Origin of the sequence: Rickettsia parkeri (genome assembly GCF_051427245.1) — a bacterium.
Taxonomy (GTDB): Bacteria; Pseudomonadota; Alphaproteobacteria; order Rickettsiales; family Rickettsiaceae; genus Rickettsia; species Rickettsia rickettsii.
The window spans coordinates 1,175,730-1,195,201 of record NZ_CP195774.1 but is presented as its reverse complement, the minus strand read 5'-3'; the positions used below and the strand labels follow the sequence as shown (position 1 = coordinate 1,195,201).

Here is a 19,472-nt window from a genome sequence, read left to right as displayed (position 1 = left end):
AATTATAAAATACATTATATATGCGAATAGCAAAAATATTATTACCGGTAGCAAAATTATTTCCGCTAGATTATTTAATACCTGAAGATTTAGAGCTAAACATAGGTGATCTTGTTGTAGTGCCTTTTAGAAATAAGGAATTAACCGGCATAGTATGGGAACTTGTTTCAAATTCCGAGGCAAAAAAAATAAAAACTATTAGAGTGAAAGTACCGTTAAACTTAAATATTACTTCAGAAGTTTTAGAATTAATTAAATGGATGAGTAGCTACTATATGTCAGAGCTTGGGAGCATAGCCAAGTTAGTATTACCTATGGATATTGCTGAAAAACCGATTAAAGTTAAGGAGCAGAAAGTCAATAATAACTTTGTGCTACCTGATTTGTCGGAAGAGCAGAAACAAGCAGTAACAATTTTAAATGAAAGTAATAAGCCAACACTTGTTAAAGGTGTTACGGGATCAGGTAAAACAGAAATATATTTTCATCTAATAGCAGATTACTTAGCAAAAGGCAAACAAGTGCTTGTTATGTTGCCTGAAATTGCTTTAAGTACACAAATTATTAATCGTTTTATAGAGCGATTCGGTTTTGAGCCTATCATATGGAACTCAAGCGTTACCAAAGCTCACAAGAAAATGATTTTAAGAGGTATATTAAGCGATAAAGTTAAAGTAGTAATTGGGGCTAGAAGTAGTTTGTTTTTACCTTTTAAAAATCTCGGTTTAATAGTTATAGATGAGGAACATGACGATTCCTATAAACAAGATGACGGTATATTATATAATGCTAGGGATACGGCTATCGTAAGAGGTACATTTGATAAAGCACAAATTGTTTTGTGTTCGGCAACACCGTCTATTGAAACGATACATAATATAGAAATTGGTAAATATCAATTGGTTACATTGGTTAATAGATACAAAAATGTCGATTTGCCAAATATAGAAATAATCGACATGACTAAAGAAAAGCTATCTAAGAATTCCTATTTATCCAAGCTTCTTATAGAAGCTATCAAAGGTAATTTAGATAATAAAAAGCAAGTCTTATTATTTCTTAATAGGCGTGGTTATGCTCCGCTCATGCTATGCAAAGCTTGTGGTCACAGATTGACCTGTAAATTCTGTTCTTCTTGGATGGTAGTACATAAAGCGACTAAAAAACTTGAATGTCACCATTGCGGTTATCAAAGTAAAATTTTTAGTTCTTGTCCTGAATGTCTAGAGGATGAAACATTAACTATCTGTGGTCCAGGTATAGAGAGAATAGAGGAAGAAGCAAAAGCACTTTTTCCTGAGAGTAAAATTGCGGTGATAAGTAAAGATCATGCTAAAAGCCCGGAAAAAATAGCACAGCTTCTACATCAAATGGAAAATTTAGAAATTGATATTTTAATAGGCACACAAATAATAACAAAAGGTTATCACTTTCCGAATCTTACTTTAGTTGGAGTAATAGATGCCGATCTTGGAAGCAATAATGCCGATCTTAGAGCATCTGAGCGAACTTTTCAGCTACTACATCAGGTAGGTGGTAGAGCGGGTAGAGGAGATAGTAAAGGTGTAGTATATTTACAAAGCTATTATCCTGATAATACAATTTTTAGTTATGTTAAAGCCGGTGATGAAGATAGTTTTTTTGCAAATGAACTTGAAATAAGAAAATCAGCAGATATGCCGCCATTTTCCAAAACAGCATCGGTAATTTTGTCAGGTTCCAGTGAGGCTAAAATTCTAGAAATTGCTAGGGATATGGTCCGAATTGCACCAAAAGCAAACGTGAAAATTTTAGGACCGGCAAGCTCATTAATGTCAAAGCTCGCTGGTAAATATCGTTACCGAATACTTATTATAGCCGATAAGAAATTTAATTTGCAGAAATATTTAAAATTTTGGCTAAGCCTTATAAAAATTCCTTCTTTTTGCCATCTAAAAATAGATATCGATCCTAAAAGTTTTTATTAGCTTCTATATCTTTCTCCTTGATTCTTCGACGGTGGAACATTAGATGAATGAGGAGAAGGATTGGTAAGAGATTTTTGTATTTCTGCTATAGCTTTTTTAGTATTTTGAGTAGAATTTTTATAGCATCTTTATAAAAAGCAGCTTTAGCTTTATCTCCAGTAAAAGAATATTTTATAAAATTACCAATATTTTTCCAAATAGGATTATTATCCATTTTTGTAGTTTCTTCACACCATTTACCTACCTCTTGCAGTTTTGCTTCAACTTTAGCTATAGCAGCTGGATTATGTTTATTATCATCATAAATCTGAATAATATTATTTACTTTTTCTTTAAATTCAATGTGTTTTCTACTTTGTTTCAAATGAGCTATTATATCATCATTGTTTACTAATTCTCTCAGATTATCAATTATATCAGATAGTGTAGGTGGTTCAGGTAATTTATAATGTTGATTGATTTTTTCAAATTTATCTTTGTGTGGATGATTCTTGATTAGATCATCTTCTATAAAAGAAACAAACTCTTTTTGAGGTACTCCTACTTGTTTTATTAGCCGTCCTAATGATTGTTCATAAGCTTTAATAGTAACATCAAGACGCTTCCCTGCCATAGAAATGCTATATAGTGGCTAAATTCCGGAATCAAAGCATCTTTAGTATCAATATTATGATCTTTAAAAAATTGCTCTATTTTCTCTTTTACGGTTAAATTGGATTGTTTTTTAGGTGTTGTTTCCGGTACTTTTGTTTGTTCCGGAGCCGGTTTTGAAAAAATAATAGGCTTTTGGGTTTCAACTTGCGGAGATGGGGTGTCAACAAATATATCAAGTGCTTGGGAATGTGTAGTTAAGTCAGTCTGTTTTTTATGTGCTTCGTTCCATGCCTTTATTTGCTCAGAAGTGGGTTTTGGAGGAACAGCCGGTTTTGTATTTTTTGGTGGGTTATTTGACATATTTTTTGATTTTTTTCCCACTCTTGTATTCTATCTTTGACTGATTTTGGAATATTATCTTGTGCCATATTAAGCTCCTATGTTTATTTACATAATTAAACAGCTTGCTTAAATTTTTTATAAATTGCAAGCAAAATTTCTTTTTGTAATGCAATATTTTTACTATAAGATAGTTAGGTTATATATTTTATATATTAGAATCCAAGTTATTAACTAAAATGAGATATGAATTTTATGTACCCCCATATTAGACTTAGAAGAAATAGAAAAGCTTTTTGGCTTAGAGAGTTAATATCCGAAAGTAATTTATCGGTTAGTGATTTAGTGTTGCCTTTATTTGTTGTTGAAGGACATAATGAAAGGCAAGAAATTAAAACTATGCCTGGTATATATCGTTTATCGATTGATCAAATAGTAGAAACGGCAAAAGAAGCAGCAGAGCTGGGTATTAATGTTATTGCATTATTTCCGAGTATTGATCAAAGTCTAAAAAGTGAAAATGCCGATGAGGCTTATAATTTAGATAATTTAATATGTAGAACTATTAGAAGCATCAAAAACGCTAATATCGATATTGGTATAATATGCGATGTAGCACTTGATCCTTATACTACACATGGTCATGATGGTATTGTGCATCATGGGGAAGTTGATAATGATAGATCAGTAAGAGCTTTGTGTAATCAGGCATTAGTGCTAGCAAAAGCTGGAGTAGATATTGTTGCACCTTCCGATATGATGGATGGAAGAATCAGGGCTATAAGGGAATATCTTGACAAAGAGGGATTTATAAATGTTGGAATTCTTGCTTATGCCGCTAAATATGCTTCAAGTTTTTACGGTCCGTTTCGCGATGCTGTTAAGAGTAATAAAAAGAATTATTTAGATAAATCAAGCTATCAAATGGATGTACGTAATATTAAGGAAGCAATGCTTGAGATTGAGCATGATATAGCAGAGGGAGCCGATATGGTAATGGTGAAGCCTGGTATGCCGTTTTTGGATGTTATTCGTGAAGCGGCAAATAATTTAAATGCTAAAATTTTTGCATATCAGGTTAGTGGAGAATATGCAATGTTAAAATTTGCAGCAGAAGCAGGGGCAATGGATTGGGAGAGAGCTTTGATGGAGTCATTAATTAGTTTTAAACGTGCCGGTGCCACAGGTATATTTACCTATGCAGCTCTTGAAGTAGCTGAAATATTAAAGAACAATAAAATTAAGTAGAAAACGGCTTCTGATATAAAATAAATAATATGTTTTATAATTATATCAAAATTATCAATGTGGTGTAAATCATTATAAAGAGGCGAAGATGACGCAAAATAAGCAATCGGTATTTAAAGGTTGGAATTTTTTAAAGCCTAAAGAAGGCGGAGCTAATGAGGTAGGAGAGCATGGCGGAGTATATCAAAGCTTAGACGGTAAAATTACGGCGATGATAAAAAAAGAGGCTTCAAGCTCAAAAAATATAGCCGAGTTTTTAGGATCTCAAATTTTTGAAGCTATAAGTCCTGGAAATGGAGCAAAGGTTAATTTAATTGCTCCTGATGATTTTAATAAATCTAAAGCCGTTGATTTGCAAATATATGTCAAATCTGAATTTTTTGAGAATTATAGTAGTGATATGTATGTGGACATGGATAAACATATGTCTGCTAAAACTAAACCGAGTTCTTGGTTTAGAAAGGATGGCGGTAGACCACTTTTTATGGGGACTAGAAATAAATTATTTAGAACCTTAGAAAATGCTTTTAAGGAAATTAAGTATCAGAACTTTGAAAACATTATGCCGGCAAGTTTATTGATCGGTGATTTTGATATACATGTTGGAAATATAGGAGTTATCAGAGATCAAAAAAATCCAAAAACTTTACCTAAATTAGTAAGAATTGATTTTGCTGGTAGTTTTGATAATTTAACAAATAATATATATCCGCATTCAAGAGTCAAACATTTGCCTGGATTCGGTCCCACTAACCATTTTAGAGAATTTCCTTCTAATTTAAGAACAAAAAATCCTAATTTTGCCGATAGCTTACTTGCAGTTTCTAAAATTGATTTAAGCAAAACTATTGATAAAAGTTTTGATGCATTAACTAAATATTATAGTAATGAAGCAATTGCGGAATTTGCAAAACAAGCGATGCCAAAGCAATTTAATAATAAACAATCTAAAGAAATAACGCCTGAAGAAATTAAGGCTAGTTTAATAGATACAATGAAAAAAAGGCAAGAATCCTTAAAGGAATACGGCTTAGAAATTAAAGTAAATAGTTTAATTTCTAAAAAATATAGTTTTCCTTATTACGAAGTGAAAGAGCAAGGATTAAAAACATTAATGAAAGAGTATCCTGATTATTTTGCGAAAATTCTTAATTATGAAGAAAGAAAAAAAGGAGGACAAAAACTTAAATTAAGAAATAAAATTACTACTAATTTTGCAAGAATTTTAGAAATACTTGGTATTAGAGATAGTGCGAAAAAACATTTAATAAAGACAATAAAAAGTTTAAATGAAGATATTAAAGATGAAAGAAATTTAGCTGGTTCTTCTGATAAAATAAAGAAAGAACCAAAACAAAAATTGGTAAAGACAAATATATATGCAAACAGAGAATATGTAGATGCTCTAGAAAAATTTAAGAAAGAAGTTGGAACGGATTATATTGTTAGTGTTACTCCAAGTCAATTAGGTCTAGCTAAAAAAGCTAAACAAAAAGACCAAGATTTATTAAAATTAGATGAAGAAAATCTAAAACATATAAAGAATCTAAAAGAAAAGATTATGAAGCCTACTCAAACTACTGTAGTTAGTGTTGTTAATAAAAAGTCTATACCGGCTAAAACGAGATAATAAATGAACCAAACAACAAGAAGCCTACAACTAAGTAATTAATCAGTAAAAGCCCATATTGCATTGGCAGCTTAATTATCTCAATCTTTTTAGAAAAATACATGGCTTTTACTACTTTAAGATAATAAAACGCAGCAACTACGCTGGTAAAAATACCACAATAAGCTAATGCGAATTCTTCTTGATTAATTGCTTGGTAAAAAAGGTAATATTTACCGAAAAATCCTGTAAGAGGAGGGATTCCAATCATTGAAAACATAACTATGCTAATTACGGCAGCTATAGTTTTATGATACTCTGCAATTCCTTGTATAGTTTTAAAACTAGCTTTATCGACGTCTTTACCGAGCAGTATAATTAAGCAAGTAAAAAATCCTATACTCCCTACCGCATATATTAGAATATATAGCAGAGCTGCTTTATATCCTTCTTGATTATGCAGAAGAACGCCGATTAATACATAACCGATATTTAAAATAGTACTATAAGCCATTAATCTTTTTAGAGAAGTTTGACGAATGGCTCCAAAAGCTCCAAACAGCATAGATAATATAGCAATTATCTTTATTAAATTATAATTAATAGGATAGTAATTACCTATAATTAATTTGCTGATATTTAATAAAACAATAACCATACCTATTTTTGAGGCAGCGTTGAAATAAGTAACCGAAGTAATCGGTGATCCTTCATATACGTCAGGGACCCAAAAATGGAGTGGAACACTTGAGAGTTTAAAGAAAATACTACTTAAAAATAGTATAATACCGATTATTAAACCAAGATTCATTCCGGAATTATCATTTAGTTTATATAAGATATCCTCAAATTGTAGGCTTCCGCCGAATCCGTATATAAAAGAAATACCGAATAATGATAAACAACTAACTAAACTACCTAAGATAAAATATTTTAAAGCACCTTCCGATGATTTCATATCATTTAATTTGAATCCTGCAAGTGCATATGAAGTTAAAGCAGTAAGCTCCATACCGCAGAATAATAATAGAAAATTCCGTGATGAAATTGCAACAAAAATACCTACAACCGATAATAACATTAAAGTAATAAATTCAAACTTTAATTCATCAGCAACAAGAATAGAGTAATCACGGTATATAATCATGGAGATAATAGTGAATAGTAGTACTATGCTTTTACTAATACCGATATTTATTCCGGTAGCAAATGAGTACCATACTCCTTCATAACTTGAGTACTTAAAGGTAAGAAAAATTGATAATATGCATAGTAAAATAATGATATTAGAAATAATTCTATTTTTATTTGGGATCATTACGGCAAAAAACTGCCCTAAAAGTGCTATTAAAGTCAAAGTTATTTCAGGAAGTAGCAGTAGCATATAAAACTAATATTATTTATGGAAATATAAATATTAGTAAATAAATCATTTTTTATCAACAAACTTATATATAATATTGTACTTTAATACTACCTCTAATTAAAATTATTTTCTTCGTAAAATTATAGTATACAAAAAAAAGCCTAAACATGATGAGATTGTACGTAGTGCATTTGAAAACCCTATAGTTGCTAAAGCCCTCTACAGCTTAGTTCTAATAATCCTTCTTTGTTCTTATTCTTTAGCAGGCTTCATATCCTGTGCAAATAAAAATTCCTATGGCTAATATTTCATAACTATAAGTGCTAATTTTGTTGAGTGTATAATGTCTTATACATTAATAATTAATAGTTGCAATAAATAAAAAAATAAATTATTTTGGTTAATCAATTTTAAATTGCTTAAATAAAATTAAATTCTTAAACTCACACCTATAATTGTTTTAATCTAATTAGGTTTTCTAATAAAAATATACTTTCTACCATTAAGTAACAATATGAAGCCTTCTAATTCAAAATCATTAACTGACAAGTTAAGAACCTTATATAGTTCTCACGATACTTTACCAAAGCTAATAGAAGATACGAAAAAAAAGCTCAGTCTTTAGATGAATATTAAGTAAAATTACAGTTAAAGCCATAGATACGGAAAGATAAGAGAGCTGTTTAATAAAAATTATCAAGTTCAAGAAGAAAAAATTGATAATATAGTTAAGTCATAAATGAAGAACATAAGTTTGAGATACTTCGCAGAAATCTACCTAATAAAAGTGAATCAGAAATAAAAAATATAATTGAGCAAGTAAACAGAATAAAAGCAGATGTCGGTAAAGTACTGTTACTCGGTAGTGCAGGAATAGGTAAAACCACGTTAATGCATTATATATCTTATAAATGGGGAAAAGGGGAGTTATGGAGTGATAAGTTTGATTATGTTTTTAGAGTTAAAAGAATTATTAAATGAAAGTTAGAAAGACGGTTATAGTGGGTATTTTGATATTAATAATTTATCTCAAAGTAAGCTTAATTGTTTTATCCATTATTGTTTAGGCAGTAGTGAAAGTACCTCAAGTGTTAAGGAAATAATGGATATCCAAAATAAAGATAAGATGTTGTTATTACTTGACGGGTATGACGAAGTAGCACATCTAAATACTCAAGGTGTAAAAAGTTAATAGATAAAATATTAGAATATCAAAACGTAATAATGAGTTCTAGACCTAATGTGGTTGTAGAAGAAATGCATAAAACAGGTTTGTGCGGAAAGTAGACAATACAGGACAGGCTGGGATAGTGAGGGAATAGAGCAATATGTACATAAAAATTTTGAGTATGATAAAGAGTTAGGAGTGCAATTAAAAAGCTTTTTGGATACTCATAGCCAAATATAAAAGAAATATGTGAAGTTCCTATCAATACTGCATTAATATGTTTGGTTTGGAGTGATCAAGATATAAGGGATCAGTTTCACAAAAACAGCGATGAAGATTTGAATATAAGTCGTTTATATAGTGAAGTAATAAACTGGCTTAATAATAGGCATATAGAAAAAAACAAAATATAAAAATAAAACTGAAGCTAATGATATAGATGAAGTTATAGAACAAGGATGATTAAAAAGCAAAGGAAGTAATTATCAATTTATTCACTTAACTATTCAAGAATTTTTAGCCGCATGTTATTTAAAAAATCAGTTAACAGATAATAAGATGCAAAAATAAGGTTGAAAACCAGTAATTTTAAATTACTAGATGCCGGGGCAAATAAAAGATTAGATGCCTATGAAATTAAGATAGATAGCCACAATAAAACACTATAGTGGAACAATGCAAAAAGCAGAAATCTTTAGAGAAATTGAAAGTTTAGTACAAGAAAGCCCATTATTATACGATTACTGTAAAATACATTTTATTGGAATATAAAAATATCATAAATGCTTGCTGTATTGCTGAAACTAAAATATTTAAAAATAATATTAATGAGCAAGAGGGTATAATAAAAATATTAGTAAAAGGTATAGATTTAATAACGCAAAGTTTCTTAATAGATATATTAACAGATGTGGCTTGCAGTATAGTAGCAGTAAGGCATGAGAGAAAGCATGGAAATAAAGTAATTAGTATAAACGATATTATTCGCAATAAAATTGGAATGGAAGATTTAGACGATAACTTAAAGAAAATAGTTATTATTAAAACACAAGCACGTAGAAACGAAATAATAAATCTCTCAAAAACACCTATATCAAATTCTGATTCTACTAGATTTCGAGCTAATATAAAAGAATTAGGTAATGTAGTTAAAGAATTTAGGCTTTCTAAAGCTATAGAAAGACATGATCAGGATAATATAGCTGTGCAACTAGCTTTAAAGGACTCTATTTTATTTATTGAATCTTTATATACAAACCGTGATGATATATTGAATGAAAAAAACGATTTTTACGTGCAGGATGAAAAGGGTGCAAATAGTAATATTGTCTAATGTTAATCTCTTCTGACACCTAATAAATGTAAAATCAGATAAGCAGCAATTGCCACTCTCCTAAGAATCGTGTATGCTGGTTTTCCCGCACACAGCTCAAACCTTAATGCACATGTGATGAGTTTTTTTTGAGTCGGCTCACGCTTTTCAAAATATTTCTTATATGCCGGATCATATATTGTAGTATCCATTTTAACTTTCACATGTCTTACAATCGGTAAATATTTCATTTTGAGTCTCTTTATTCATACTCTTAGGTTCATCTAGTGACATAGATGGTTGCCTAGCGGAAACAACTCTTTGATACAACCTCGTTGTCACAAACTATTCTATTCTATTAAAAGGTTCTTGCACGATAAACTCAAAAACATGATCTCTAATACGTCCGATTGTATACCATACAAATTCTGGAATCTTCTTAAAACCGTCATATCCAAGCAAAGCAAAAATAGTAATTAACTTATTATCATCATAAGCTCTTTCGCTATAGTATATTTACCCGTCCTGGGCTTTCCTATTAAATAGATAATATTTTTAGAGGCAATTTCTATAGTCCCTAACTTTGAGCTATCGAACCAAGTATTATAGAAGTTTCTACAAGATTCAAAAACATCATATTGTCCACTCTGTAATCTTACAAAAAATCTTCCGTTAAGAAGAGGTTGTCAGTTCTAGTTTTTAATCTTTTTAATCCGTTCTTCAACCGGACAAAAGATTCCTTAAAAAGGTTATTTTGTAACCATGTAGATATTTAAGATAAAATTTAGCAAGTTCTTGAGCATTTAGACCATCTAGTGCCGTATCGATTACAATATTAAAATTTTTATCTAATAATGCTTTTGCGGTTGTAAGCAATATCAACGCAACAATTTTTCTTCTTGCTAACCTATTATTATTAAAACGACCTTTTAGTCTATCATCATTGTTTTCAGTGCCGGCTTCATTTTCTGCAAACTTAAATTCTGTAGGAAAAATCGTACTATAAAACGCTCCGACTTTATCAATTTGTAAATGAATAAATTTATTATTAGATTGCCTACAAATTTCTTTGGCTATTGTTGTTTTACCTGCACAAGAAGGATGGACCGTTGATTATTATAACTTGATTCATATTTAACTAATCTCAATTATGATATAATAAATCGTCCCACAAGTAATTTTTAGAAAAAATATATTTATGTATAAACTTATCAAAGTAGTTTATTTACTTTTAAATCTTTCTTCAAGTTCCTTATCTAAAAGCCAAATATGTTCTTTTCAAGTATTTCATAACGTAATTGTTCTTTTTCTTTATCTATAATATGCTTTGATTTAACATGATCTTTGATGAAAATTGAATCACGATAACTATTAAATATTTTCATAAAATCATTTAAAATTTTAACTTCACTATATATTATGCACTTAAGTAATAACTCCATTAGGCTTATGCGTTGCACACATTATAGCGAGTGGAAAGAATACCATCGCATACGAGCTGAACAAATCTTTGATACTATAAACGTAAAATATGATTCTAACCATCCAACTATAATGGCAGAGAATCATTATCATTTTGTGTTATATAAAAGAGTTAAAATCGTTGCAACTACTCATATAGAATTTTTCAATGAAAATGAATTGGCACTAAGGTCACTTGCAGTAGATAGGCCTTATCAAAACCAGGGATTTGGTAAATATACAATGAAGCTTGCGGTTTTAAACCATTATTTTTAAAGCCACAAAACTATGAATTTAATATGGTGTATATGGTTAAGAATCTAGAATCTAACAATCCTCTACAAAATTTAATTCTGCTTGAGCAAGACGCACGGGGGGCTATGGTTTTGATTGGCCGGATCATGAGATGATTTTAGAGCAGGCAATAGATGAATGTAGAGAGATAAAAGAAGCTATTGACGATGCCGAACCACCGGAAAGAGTACAAGCAGAAATAGGGGATTTTTGCTCCATACGGCGATTTCGTTGTGTATTTTTTCAGGGTTGGATGTTGAGACAACGCTTAGCAAGACAAATGAAAAATTTGAGAAACGTATGAGAGCAATAAAAATGCTTACCAAAAAGCATAACCTGCCAAATCTGCAAGGACAATCCGTAGAATTGATGCTGAAGCTTTGGAAAGAAGCAAAAGAGATAACTAAAAATGTTAAACCCTAAAAGCATTCTTAAATTAATAATCTTTCTTAGTATATTTTTACTTATTTTATACGGAGTAAATTTTGCTTTGCATTGGCATAATCCCGACGTAAATAATGAAGTAGCTGATGATATAGGAATTTGTTTATATAAAAATGCTCATAAAAGCCTACAGGTTAATTCTATGAGAATAGCATTTAATATTTCCTATACCCCAAATGCTGAAAAAGACTGTTTTAATCCATCTTTCCCTATTATTCATACTAAAACAGATGCAAAACATAATACTTGGTTTCACATAGTTCGCACTGATTTGCTCGGATAAGGAATTACAAGAGTTTATAGACGGTGATATAAAACTCAATTACCCATTTTACACTTTAGAACAAGATTTTTATGATGCTCCTTTATGGTACTACACACTTTTCTCTAAACCTTTATCTTACTGGATCGGTCACGTTTATGCCATTAAAATTGATCATGAGCGTAAAACAATAAAAGTTATAGACGGTATCAAATGGGGGTTTAAGCTCTCGTATTTTCCCATTAAGCCGAGCATGATTTTACCATCGCCGCTTAGTTTAGAAGACTGGCAAGAGGATTGGAATATTTTTACAGAAGAATTAAAAGGATATACAACGAATTAAACTATCACTCAAATATGATCTCTTTAAGATTTTTAAGAAATTTATTATTTACTCAAGTGGCATAATACGCGCAAAATATTCATCCCTTATTCCTAGAAACAAATCAAAAAAAGTAGAGCTAACTGCACTTTGTACATGGCAATACTCTATTTTAGAATTTTTTATTGTCCACTTCTCCTCAAGTGTTTTACTTACTTTTTTATGTATATTATTTATAATTATACTAACGATGTTATCTGCACATCGTCTTTCAATGAGATATAATATATTCATATTTAGCAATTTGATGCCATATATCACTGACTTCTTTTTTCTATGATGAAGACCATTCGCCTTTAACTATATTTCGCACAGAATTTAAATATTCTTTTTTTTCGTATCTTCTATTAGCTTTGGTAAAGTATCGTGAGAACTATATAAGGTTCTTAACTTGTCTGTTAATGCTTTTTCTTGATTGAATTTGAAGGCATCAAGACTGCTTGTTAAAGGATTAATTAATACAAAATCTCTACGACCTAGATGTCCTACAATATGATCATTTAAATCTTCGTCCGGTGCTAAACTCGGTACAGAATATCCTTTTAAATATGGCTTTACAAATTCAAGGTCTTCAGAAGCAGAATGTTCTACTACACTTAATAAATATAAAGCATCTTTTAGAGTTAATTCTTCAATTGGCGGAGCTTTTTTTTATACAAAAATGTATCTATTAAAATACGTCTTTTTGCTTCTTTTTCAGTTTGTTTTTGCTGTTTTATAGATTTCTTACAATTATCACATGAACAACTAGAGTTATTGTTATGATTACATATAGGACCCAATAGAGCAAAACTCGTTTCTCCATAAACATAGCTATAATAATTTCTACTCTTTAGCTTAATAACTCAATTTGTATCTCGGTAGTATTTACAGAATAATTTATGATGCGTAACAAGCGGAAATAAACTAACTAAACTATTGGGAGATACATTAACATTAAATTCTTCTAATAAATTAGCTATTTTCTCATAGTTATAATAACGTTTTATTAAATCTTTGATTTGTTCTTCTGTTAAATGTGATAAATCTTTATGCGCCATAACTTAATATAAATTAATTGATTCTTAGGTATATAATTGTAACTTATAAAATTACAGCTGTAATAAAAAAACAATATAAATATACAACTATTTTTATTATAAAAGTAAAAATAGAAATTAAAAGACTATCAATATGAGGTAATTAGTAAACTATAAGCTTTCTAAAAAGCTTTTAGACTTTATAAATGTAATAACAAATGCATATGAAACTTTTAAATACTCGACAGTGGAAACCTTGATTACTATTTGGCTTTCCGGTTCGATAAACTACAAAAATTGGCTAACTGTCCAGACTAGAGCATGGTAAGTTAGTATTACAGAAAAAAGATATTTTTGTTTAGGTAAAGTTGATGGTAATATTTTAACAGTCCGTTTTACATTCCTAGATAATCATATAAGAATTTTTAGAGCAGGATACTGGTGCAAAGGTAAGAGAATTTATGAGCAAGAGAATAAAATACACTGATGGGGAAATAGGGGAAGTAAAAATAGTAAAAGATTTCTTGCCGCACCCTAGAGAACTTTTATTAAAAGATGATTCAGTAAAAGTAACCATTTCTTTAAGTAAATAGAGCGTAGAACTTTTTAAATCGGAAGCAGCAACTGCACATGTTTCTTTACTAGATAAATATACTAAGTATTATAAAGAAAATAAACGAGCATAACATACTCTTCTGCTTTTAAGAATTGCTCTTTGTTATCTGCATGAATTCACGTACTCACTTATTAAGTATAAACTGTACACACTCACCATTTGATAACAAATTCAATTCTTGAAATCATACGAGTATACCATAAACTGAGCTGGCGGAGAGAGGGGGATTCGAACCCCCGACACGTTGCCGTGAACACGCTTTCCAGGCGTGCGCCTTAAACCACTCGGCCATCTCTCCCAAATTTTTAGCATTGCCTGTATGGCTTCCTATGTCATTCTCACAAGGTATTGATGTTGTTGCATAGAGTAAAAAGCCTACTCGATATCATCCCAGCGGAAGCGAGGATCCCAAAAAATAAACCTATAAAAACAAGTTTTTTATAGGTTTTACTGGATTCCCGGTTTCTCGCCGGAATGACATAAAACAATCTATGCCACAAAGCCCTTAGTCGCTTGCAATGACGACTCGGGTATCCATACGACAAAGCTAAGACTTATTCTGAGAAAAAATATTATTAGCTTCTTCTAGCTCATTTTTAGTATTAACACCAACAATTAAATCATGATCAGTAGATAATAAATATGAAACTTTTTCACCGTGATTTTTACATATTTTTACTATTTCAGTTAAATAAACTTCCTTATGACCGTTAGTATTAGTAGCAAATAAAGGTAAGTATTTATTTAAAATTTCGCTACTGAAAGCCATAATACCTGAATTACAAAGCTTTATGTTTTTCTCTTCTGCGCTTGCATTTTTATGTTCGATTATCTCTAAAAATTCACCATTTTTATCAGTAGCTATTCTCCCATATTGAACCGGATTTGCTCTCTCAAAGCTTAAAGTCACTAATGCAGAATTAGTAAGGCTTAAATAAGCTATTAATTCATGCATAAGTTTTGGAGTAATAAGAGGATGATCAGCGTATAAAACTAATATTGTTTTATTTTTATTAATTAAATCTATTGCTGCATAAGTAGCATGAGCTGTGCCTTTAGGTTCTTCTTGCAGTACAAAGCGACACATATTTGCATAGGGCGTTAAATGTTTTTTAAGTTCTTCTGAATACACTATAATTACATCATTTGTAACGTTAAGCGAATTCTTTAATACCGTTTCAAGCATTGGAACTCCACCGACTTTATGCATTACTTTCGGTAAATCGGACTCCATTCTAGTACCTTTACCGGCTGCTAAAATAATTATTTGATAATTTGCATCGTTATAAGTCATAGTTCTCCTTGTATTATTTCGTAAACATCATCAGATAACTCATAATTCCCAAAAACTCTTTGCACATCATCGCTTTCTTCTAAAACTTCCACAAGCTTTAGTAATTTTTCGGCTTTTTCCTTATCATCTATAATTATTGTATTTAATGGGATCCAGCCTATATACGAATCTTCAGGTATGCCGTATTTGCCAGTTAAAAATTCTAGAACTTTAGAGAAATTTTCAATATCCGTATAGATTGTATGGGTGGTATCATCGGATATAATATCATGCCCCCGGCTTCTATGACTGCCTCTAAAACATCTTCATTAGATGCTATATTTATTGGATACTGAATAACTCCGCAATGGTTGAATAAATAATTGACACTACCGGTTTCGCCTAAACTCCCACCATATTTAGTAAAACTAGAGCGTACTTCTGCAGCAGTGCGGTTTTTATTATCGGTTAAAGCTTCAACTATTATAGCAATACCATTTGGTGCATAACCTTCATATCTAATTTCCGTATAATTTTCGTTATTAGAAGAATCATTAGCACTATTAATAGCTTTATCTATTCTTCCTTTAGGGAGATTTTGACTACGTGCAGCGGTTAAAGCATTTCTAAGACGTGGATTATTTTCAGGGTTATTAGAAGAACCGGTTTTAGCTGCAGTAACTATTTCACGAATTAATTTAGTGAAAACTTTTGCTCTTTTTTTATCTTGAGTCCCTTTACGATGCTGAATATTTTTGAACTTTGAATGACCGGCCATATTTATTTCTTTTCTTTCAAAAGTAGTATTATATACTCTGAAGTAAAATGAAAAGTAATATACGAAGATCAACTGGAAAAAGAGCAAGGAGTCTGCAAACCGAGGAGCGGAGCATATAATAAACACTCAGCATCCGAGGACTTACAAAGACGACGTAACTAATTTTTCAAGTTCATCGAGTATATTTTTTTTCTCCAAAAACGATTAATTAACCTTGTTTTGCTTTAAATCTTTTATTCTTTTTATTTATTACAAAAATTTTGCCTCTTCTTTTAACGATCTGACAATCTTTATCACGTTTTTTTAACGATTTTAATGAGCTAACAACTTTCATAAAATATACTTTTACATTTAATTTGGATTGATAATAAACATTTTTATTTAATCAGTCAATTAGGTTCTGTACTCTTGTAATAGAATAATCATAATTATGGCCATTTTTAGTTGCAAATTATAAGATTTTTTTGAAATATGAATAACTATTTCTGCAAAAATCTTATTAATTTTTGCTAAAAAATATCTCAAAATTATAATCATTAATCAAAAGTGTACAGGACCTAACAATTTAAAATATTTAAAAAATACCATACTCAAGAAACTATAAATGAAATCAAGCAAAATGGAAGATAATGGAGTTTAAACAAACCATATTATGATGAATTTCTTGTTGAATTACCGAAATTAGTTCAAAAATTTGATCTATCTGAAATAATTACAAAAGTAGATTATAGATTATCCAGGTAAACATGTATCCATATTTAATGCAGTAGGGAAGCTAGCATCATATGCTCAACTTGCTAAATGGGCTGAGAATGCTATTAAAGATGAGCAGCAAGGTGAAAATGAAAAAGCTAATAATCAATGGAAAGCTATAAAAGCAGTATTAGAGCATGCTAAAACATCAGGTATAGATTATTGTAGTTTAATAAGAGGCTGGGAAAATAATAAAGGGGCAGCACAAGGCGATCAGATACTGAAACTTCTTTTAAACAAAGTGAAACAAAATATTGACTTAAGTATAGATGAACTGAAGATAGCTAAAATCATAATAGACGAAGCAGATAAAGGAGAATACGGCTTATACGCTATTCCAAATAATTATAAAAATAATGAAAATGCAAAACATGCAGCTAACGAACATAAAAAATGGTATGAAAGCGTAATTAAAGATGATGATTTTTCAATGTTAAGCTTTAAGCTATAGTGTGGATACAAGCTCTATATTGCAAGAAAAAGATCTAATTGATCTATCTGAGGATGATTCTACTATATCTCCAGAAATGTCAAAGGAACAAAATAATCTTAACGATCAACAACTTGCAGCTTTGGTTCATCAAGCAACTGCTCACGCTAACAGAGAGGAAATACCACATATACAACCTTCTACTAGTTCTAATAGAGGAGAGAGCGGTACAGAAGATACTATTTTAGGTATGCAAGCTAAGGATTTAGTAACATTAATTAATGCCGGAGTTCAAGTTTTAGATGGGACTACTAATCCTCAAGATGCTCAAGGTAGCACTGCTGAAGGCTTTGTAACACAAGTAAGTAATCTTTTGCAAGCGACAGGAGGCGATATTAATAATTTGTTGGATATGGTACCCGATATATTAGGTAATCCTCAAAACACTAATGATGTTGCTTGGGATTTATATTAAATCCTTACCTCTTAAATTCTATAACTTCCCTTGCTTCATAAGATAAGTTATGGTAGGCTAGTTTATCTTATTGTAACTCAAGTTATTTTAGCGTTGTCGGTATGGTTTGGGAATTATGCCAAAATTGTTATTGCGAGCGACTACAAGGAGCGTGGCAATCCAGCAAAACAATAAAAAAATTCTGTAAATCAGAATTTTTTACTGGACTGCTTCGTCAATTACTCCGTAATTTTCCTCTCAATGACGTTAAAACCATACTACTCCTATTATTATTCTTTATCCTCTTCTCTAAGCCGGCTATTGCCGATCCTGAAATAGCTGAATCCTTTAAATGTTCAAAACTTTTTCCTTACTTTGAAAAAAAATTTAATATCCCATCTAATACGTTACATTCAATAGCTTTAAAAGAATCGGGAAAAAAACATACAACCCGTAAAATTAGAGTAGTATGGCCTTGGACAGTAAATGTTGAAGGAAAAGGCTATTATTTTAACACAAAAAGAGAAGCCGTAAGTTTTGTTAGAGTAGAGCTTATAAAAGGGCGAGAGAGTATTGATGTCGGATGCATGCAGATTAACTTAAGGCATCATTTAGGGGCTTTTAATTCCCTTGAACAGGCATTTGATCCAAATAATAACATTCGTTACGGTGCAGAATTTTTGCGTTCAAAATATGATCAGCTAGGGAGCTGGCACAAGGCGATAGCTCATTATCATTCGGCTACACATTCTTTAGGGTTTAAATATAAACAAGATGTAGTTAAAATAGCAAGTAATATGGCTCTTTATAAAGCATCCTTACATAGTTATCTAAATAATAATGAAGGGGCTTTAGAAGATACAATTCCAGTAAATAATAACAAAGTTCAAAAAAAATCACTTTTTAGTGGTAATAAAAGATACAGAAGTAGTATTATGATACAGGTTCCTGCTAAAATTAATTAATTCTATGAATATTAAATTAATTACATGTTTTTTAATATTAGTAAGTGCGGTAAAAGTAAATGCCGATTTTAACAATATTCAAGATAATTTTGAATATCAGGAAGAGCAATTAATAATAGAATTACCTTGGAGCGATTGTACCGAAATTCATAAATTATTAGAGGAAAAATTATCTTTTTCAGAACAACAAATAAAAAAAGAAAATAAAATTCGTGAGAAATATAAACAATTTTATTTAAAACATAATAATCCTACTAATTTTTCTATGCAATTTCTTGAGAAAAAATCTGAGACTAATGGAGTAGAAACTTTAATATCAGGTTTTTTAAAATTTTGTGAAGATAATTTTCAAACTAGTAAAAGTAAATCTAATTCCCTAAATTATTATATTAAAAAACAACAAGACCAATGGTTTAATGATATAAGAAATGAGAATTACAAAATATATTATAGAAAAAAATACGAAGATAATATCTTTAGAAATAATTAATTAAGGCAACTATATATCTTGTATAACCTAAATTGTTTCGATAATTTTATATAAAATTGTGTTAGTATAGTTAAGTGTTAGAGTTTAAAAGTGTTGTTGATTTATTCAAAACATTACCTACTGAACAAAAAGTGCATAATTATTTTACTGATATACGTTGGGCTAACGGAGCTTATTGTCCGTATTGCGGCAACCAAAAGATTTTTCATTATGCGGATGGAACGAATCACAAATGTTAGGCATGTAAA

Annotated in this window: 22 protein-coding genes, 1 tRNA gene and 3 pseudogenes; 14 read left to right on the top strand and 12 right to left on the bottom strand. The window is 30.4% G+C overall.

Annotated elements, in window-relative coordinates; genetic code table 11:
• Positions 1 to 20: 20 nt before the first annotated feature.
• Positions 21 to 1,967: a primosomal protein N' gene (locus tag ACSFFC_RS06815; protein ID WP_014410815.1), complete on the top strand. Its 1,947-nt coding sequence runs from the start codon at positions 21 to 23 to the stop codon at positions 1,965 to 1,967.
• Positions 1,968 to 2,052: 85 nt separating this feature from the next.
• Here ACSFFC_RS06815 and ACSFFC_RS06810 read toward each other — a convergent pair whose 3' ends face one another.
• Positions 2,053 to 2,580 carry a hypothetical protein gene (locus ACSFFC_RS06810; protein WP_231282928.1) on the bottom strand — a complete coding sequence of 176 codons (528 nt, stop codon included), beginning with the start codon at positions 2,578 to 2,580 and terminating at the stop codon, positions 2,053 to 2,055.
• Positions 2,529 to 2,921 carry a hypothetical protein gene (locus ACSFFC_RS06805; RefSeq protein ID WP_196792908.1) on the bottom strand — a complete coding sequence of 131 codons (393 nt, stop codon included), beginning with the start codon at positions 2,919 to 2,921 and terminating at the stop codon, positions 2,529 to 2,531. Before ACSFFC_RS06805 ends, ACSFFC_RS06810 begins: the two co-directional genes overlap by 52 nt.
• A gap of 234 nt (positions 2,922 to 3,155) precedes the next feature.
• On the opposite strand from ACSFFC_RS06805, the gene hemB reads away from it, so the two are divergent.
• Complete coding sequence (gene hemB, locus ACSFFC_RS06800; RefSeq protein ID WP_014410814.1) at positions 3,156 to 4,148, top strand: porphobilinogen synthase; 993 nt, start codon at positions 3,156 to 3,158, stop codon at positions 4,146 to 4,148.
• Between the two features lie 88 nt (positions 4,149 to 4,236).
• Positions 4,237 to 5,778 (top strand): hypothetical protein, encoded by a 1,542-nt coding sequence (locus ACSFFC_RS06795; RefSeq protein WP_014410813.1) that lies wholly within the window; start codon positions 4,237 to 4,239, stop codon positions 5,776 to 5,778.
• Here the strand turns inward: ACSFFC_RS06795 and nuoN are convergent.
• Positions 5,765 to 7,141: an NADH-quinone oxidoreductase subunit NuoN gene (gene nuoN, locus ACSFFC_RS06790; protein ID WP_014410812.1), complete on the bottom strand. Its 1,377-nt coding sequence runs from the start codon at positions 7,139 to 7,141 to the stop codon at positions 5,765 to 5,767. The genes ACSFFC_RS06795 and nuoN overlap by 14 nt on opposite strands.
• An 873-nt stretch (positions 7,142 to 8,014) precedes the next feature.
• Here nuoN and ACSFFC_RS06785 point away from each other — a divergent pair.
• Together ACSFFC_RS06785 and ACSFFC_RS06780 are read left to right on the top strand one after the other, a co-directional pair.
• The gene (locus ACSFFC_RS06785) at positions 8,015 to 8,104 is read left to right on the top strand and encodes an NTPase (protein ID WP_231567149.1); all 90 of its coding nucleotides are present in this window, start codon (positions 8,015 to 8,017) and stop codon (positions 8,102 to 8,104) included.
• Positions 8,105 to 9,051: 947 nt separating this feature from the next.
• Complete coding sequence (locus ACSFFC_RS06780; RefSeq protein WP_014410810.1) at positions 9,052 to 9,624, top strand: hypothetical protein; 573 nt, start codon at positions 9,052 to 9,054, stop codon at positions 9,622 to 9,624.
• Between the two features lie 2 nt (positions 9,625 to 9,626).
• On the opposite strand, the gene ACSFFC_RS06775 is transcribed toward ACSFFC_RS06780, so the two are convergent.
• The 3 genes from ACSFFC_RS06775 to ACSFFC_RS06765 all read right to left on the bottom strand — a co-directional run bounded on the left by ACSFFC_RS06775 (position 9,627) and on the right by ACSFFC_RS06765 (position 11,063).
• A complete protein-coding gene (locus ACSFFC_RS06775) occupies positions 9,627 to 9,854 on the bottom strand; it encodes a hypothetical protein (protein WP_010977405.1) in 228 nt (75 codons plus the stop codon).
• Positions 9,855 to 10,323: 469 nt separating this feature from the next.
• Positions 10,324 to 10,479 (bottom strand): hypothetical protein, encoded by a 156-nt coding sequence (locus ACSFFC_RS06770; RefSeq protein WP_196792931.1) that lies wholly within the window; start codon positions 10,477 to 10,479, stop codon positions 10,324 to 10,326.
• Between the two features lie 380 nt (positions 10,480 to 10,859).
• Entirely contained in the window at positions 10,860 to 11,063 is a 204-nt protein-coding gene (locus ACSFFC_RS06765; RefSeq protein WP_010977402.1) for a hypothetical protein, read from the bottom strand.
• On the opposite strand from ACSFFC_RS06765, the gene ACSFFC_RS06760 reads away from it, so the two are divergent.
• The 3 genes and pseudogenes from ACSFFC_RS06760 to ACSFFC_RS06750 all read left to right on the top strand — a co-directional run bounded on the left by ACSFFC_RS06760 (position 11,053) and on the right by ACSFFC_RS06750 (position 12,085).
• Positions 11,053 to 11,340, top strand: coding sequence for a GNAT family N-acetyltransferase (locus ACSFFC_RS06760; RefSeq protein WP_014410808.1), 288 nt, complete (start codon positions 11,053 to 11,055; stop codon positions 11,338 to 11,340). The genes ACSFFC_RS06765 and ACSFFC_RS06760 overlap by 11 nt on opposite strands.
• 130 nt (positions 11,341 to 11,470) lie before the next feature.
• Positions 11,471 to 11,781, top strand: a pseudogene (locus ACSFFC_RS06755) (MazG nucleotide pyrophosphohydrolase domain-containing protein).
• A complete protein-coding gene (locus ACSFFC_RS06750; RefSeq protein ID WP_014410807.1) occupies positions 11,768 to 12,085 on the top strand; it encodes a hypothetical protein in 318 nt (105 codons plus the stop codon). The pseudogene ACSFFC_RS06755 and the gene ACSFFC_RS06750 overlap by 14 nt, the downstream one beginning before the upstream one ends.
• A gap of 370 nt (positions 12,086 to 12,455) precedes the next feature.
• Here ACSFFC_RS06750 and ACSFFC_RS06745 read toward each other — a convergent pair whose 3' ends face one another.
• Positions 12,456 to 12,680 carry a hypothetical protein gene (locus ACSFFC_RS06745; protein WP_041472220.1) on the bottom strand — a complete coding sequence of 75 codons (225 nt, stop codon included), beginning with the start codon at positions 12,678 to 12,680 and terminating at the stop codon, positions 12,456 to 12,458.
• Positions 12,681 to 13,291: 611 nt separating this feature from the next.
• On the bottom strand, positions 13,292 to 13,486 hold the full coding sequence (locus ACSFFC_RS06740; RefSeq protein WP_014410805.1) for a hypothetical protein: 195 nt from the start codon (positions 13,484 to 13,486) through the stop codon (positions 13,292 to 13,294).
• Positions 13,487 to 13,926: 440 nt separating this feature from the next.
• Between ACSFFC_RS06740 and ACSFFC_RS06735 the strand changes: the two are divergent.
• Positions 13,927 to 14,151 (top strand): annotated as a pseudogene (locus tag ACSFFC_RS06735) (CopG family transcriptional regulator).
• Between the two features lie 140 nt (positions 14,152 to 14,291).
• Here ACSFFC_RS06735 and ACSFFC_RS06730 read toward each other — a convergent pair.
• The 4 genes and pseudogenes from ACSFFC_RS06730 to ykgO form a co-directional block, all read right to left on the bottom strand.
• Positions 14,292 to 14,379: transfer RNA gene (locus ACSFFC_RS06730), tRNA-Ser, on the bottom strand.
• 249 nt (positions 14,380 to 14,628) lie between these two features.
• Positions 14,629 to 15,375 carry a sugar phosphate nucleotidyltransferase gene (locus ACSFFC_RS06725; RefSeq protein ID WP_004998219.1) on the bottom strand — a complete coding sequence of 249 codons (747 nt, stop codon included), beginning with the start codon at positions 15,373 to 15,375 and terminating at the stop codon, positions 14,629 to 14,631.
• Positions 15,372 to 16,132 (bottom strand): annotated as a pseudogene (locus ACSFFC_RS06720) (YebC/PmpR family DNA-binding transcriptional regulator). Before ACSFFC_RS06720 ends, ACSFFC_RS06725 begins: the two are co-directional and overlap by 4 nt.
• 208 nt (positions 16,133 to 16,340) lie before the next feature.
• On the bottom strand, positions 16,341 to 16,466 hold the full coding sequence (gene ykgO / locus ACSFFC_RS06715) for a type B 50S ribosomal protein L36 (protein WP_004998227.1): 126 nt from the start codon (positions 16,464 to 16,466) through the stop codon (positions 16,341 to 16,343).
• A gap of 660 nt (positions 16,467 to 17,126) precedes the next feature.
• On the opposite strand from ykgO, the gene ACSFFC_RS06710 reads away from it, so the two are divergent.
• The 5 genes from ACSFFC_RS06710 (at position 17,127) to ACSFFC_RS06690 (ending at position 19,463) form a co-directional block, all read left to right on the top strand.
• Complete coding sequence (locus ACSFFC_RS06710; protein ID WP_004998229.1) at positions 17,127 to 17,336, top strand: hypothetical protein; 210 nt, start codon at positions 17,127 to 17,129, stop codon at positions 17,334 to 17,336.
• A 1-nt stretch (position 17,337) separates the two neighbouring features.
• Positions 17,338 to 17,790 carry a hypothetical protein gene (locus ACSFFC_RS06705; RefSeq protein ID WP_014410802.1) on the top strand — a complete coding sequence of 151 codons (453 nt, stop codon included), beginning with the start codon at positions 17,338 to 17,340 and terminating at the stop codon, positions 17,788 to 17,790.
• A gap of 101 nt (positions 17,791 to 17,891) precedes the next feature.
• Positions 17,892 to 18,734 (top strand): lytic transglycosylase domain-containing protein, encoded by an 843-nt coding sequence (locus tag ACSFFC_RS06700; protein WP_014410801.1) that lies wholly within the window; start codon positions 17,892 to 17,894, stop codon positions 18,732 to 18,734.
• 4 nt (positions 18,735 to 18,738) lie between these two features.
• Entirely contained in the window at positions 18,739 to 19,224 is a 486-nt protein-coding gene (locus ACSFFC_RS06695; RefSeq protein WP_012719801.1) for a DUF2532 domain-containing protein, read from the top strand.
• A gap of 74 nt (positions 19,225 to 19,298) precedes the next feature.
• Positions 19,299 to 19,463: a transposase gene (locus ACSFFC_RS06690; RefSeq protein WP_155813505.1), complete on the top strand. Its 165-nt coding sequence runs from the start codon at positions 19,299 to 19,301 to the stop codon at positions 19,461 to 19,463.
• Positions 19,464 to 19,472: the final 9 nt, after the last annotated feature.

What these genes read in the sequence shown, in the direction of transcription:
- ACSFFC_RS06815 (WP_014410815.1), top strand. Translation starts at nt 21, where the DNA reads ATGCGAATAGCAAAAATATTATTACCGGTAGCAAAATTATTTCCGCTA.
- ACSFFC_RS06810 (WP_231282928.1), bottom strand. Translation starts at nt 2,580, where the DNA reads ATGGCAGGGAAGCGTCTTGATGTTACTATTAAAGCTTATGAACAATCA.
- ACSFFC_RS06805 (WP_196792908.1), bottom strand. Translation starts at nt 2,921, where the DNA reads ATGTCAAATAACCCACCAAAAAATACAAAACCGGCTGTTCCTCCAAAA.
- hemB (WP_014410814.1), top strand. Translation starts at nt 3,156, where the DNA reads ATGTACCCCCATATTAGACTTAGAAGAAATAGAAAAGCTTTTTGGCTT.
- ACSFFC_RS06795 (WP_014410813.1), top strand. Translation starts at nt 4,237, where the DNA reads ATGACGCAAAATAAGCAATCGGTATTTAAAGGTTGGAATTTTTTAAAG.
- nuoN (WP_014410812.1), bottom strand. Translation starts at nt 7,141, where the DNA reads ATGCTACTGCTACTTCCTGAAATAACTTTGACTTTAATAGCACTTTTA.
- ACSFFC_RS06785 (WP_231567149.1), top strand. Translation starts at nt 8,015, where the DNA reads ATGCATTATATATCTTATAAATGGGGAAAAGGGGAGTTATGGAGTGAT.
- ACSFFC_RS06775 (WP_010977405.1), bottom strand. Translation starts at nt 9,854, where the DNA reads ATGAAATATTTACCGATTGTAAGACATGTGAAAGTTAAAATGGATACT.
- ACSFFC_RS06760 (WP_014410808.1), top strand. Translation starts at nt 11,053, where the DNA reads ATGCGTTGCACACATTATAGCGAGTGGAAAGAATACCATCGCATACGA.
- ACSFFC_RS06750 (WP_014410807.1), top strand. Translation starts at nt 11,768, where the DNA reads ATGTTAAACCCTAAAAGCATTCTTAAATTAATAATCTTTCTTAGTATA.
- ACSFFC_RS06745 (WP_041472220.1), bottom strand. Translation starts at nt 12,680, where the DNA reads ATGAATATATTATATCTCATTGAAAGACGATGTGCAGATAACATCGTT.
- ACSFFC_RS06740 (WP_014410805.1), bottom strand. Translation starts at nt 13,486, where the DNA reads ATGGCGCATAAAGATTTATCACATTTAACAGAAGAACAAATCAAAGAT.
- ACSFFC_RS06725 (WP_004998219.1), bottom strand. Translation starts at nt 15,375, where the DNA reads ATGACTTATAACGATGCAAATTATCAAATAATTATTTTAGCAGCCGGT.
- ykgO (WP_004998227.1), bottom strand. Translation starts at nt 16,466, where the DNA reads ATGAAAGTTGTTAGCTCATTAAAATCGTTAAAAAAACGTGATAAAGAT.
- ACSFFC_RS06700 (WP_014410801.1), top strand. Translation starts at nt 17,892, where the DNA reads ATGGTTTGGGAATTATGCCAAAATTGTTATTGCGAGCGACTACAAGGA.
- ACSFFC_RS06695 (WP_012719801.1), top strand. Translation starts at nt 18,739, where the DNA reads ATGAATATTAAATTAATTACATGTTTTTTAATATTAGTAAGTGCGGTA.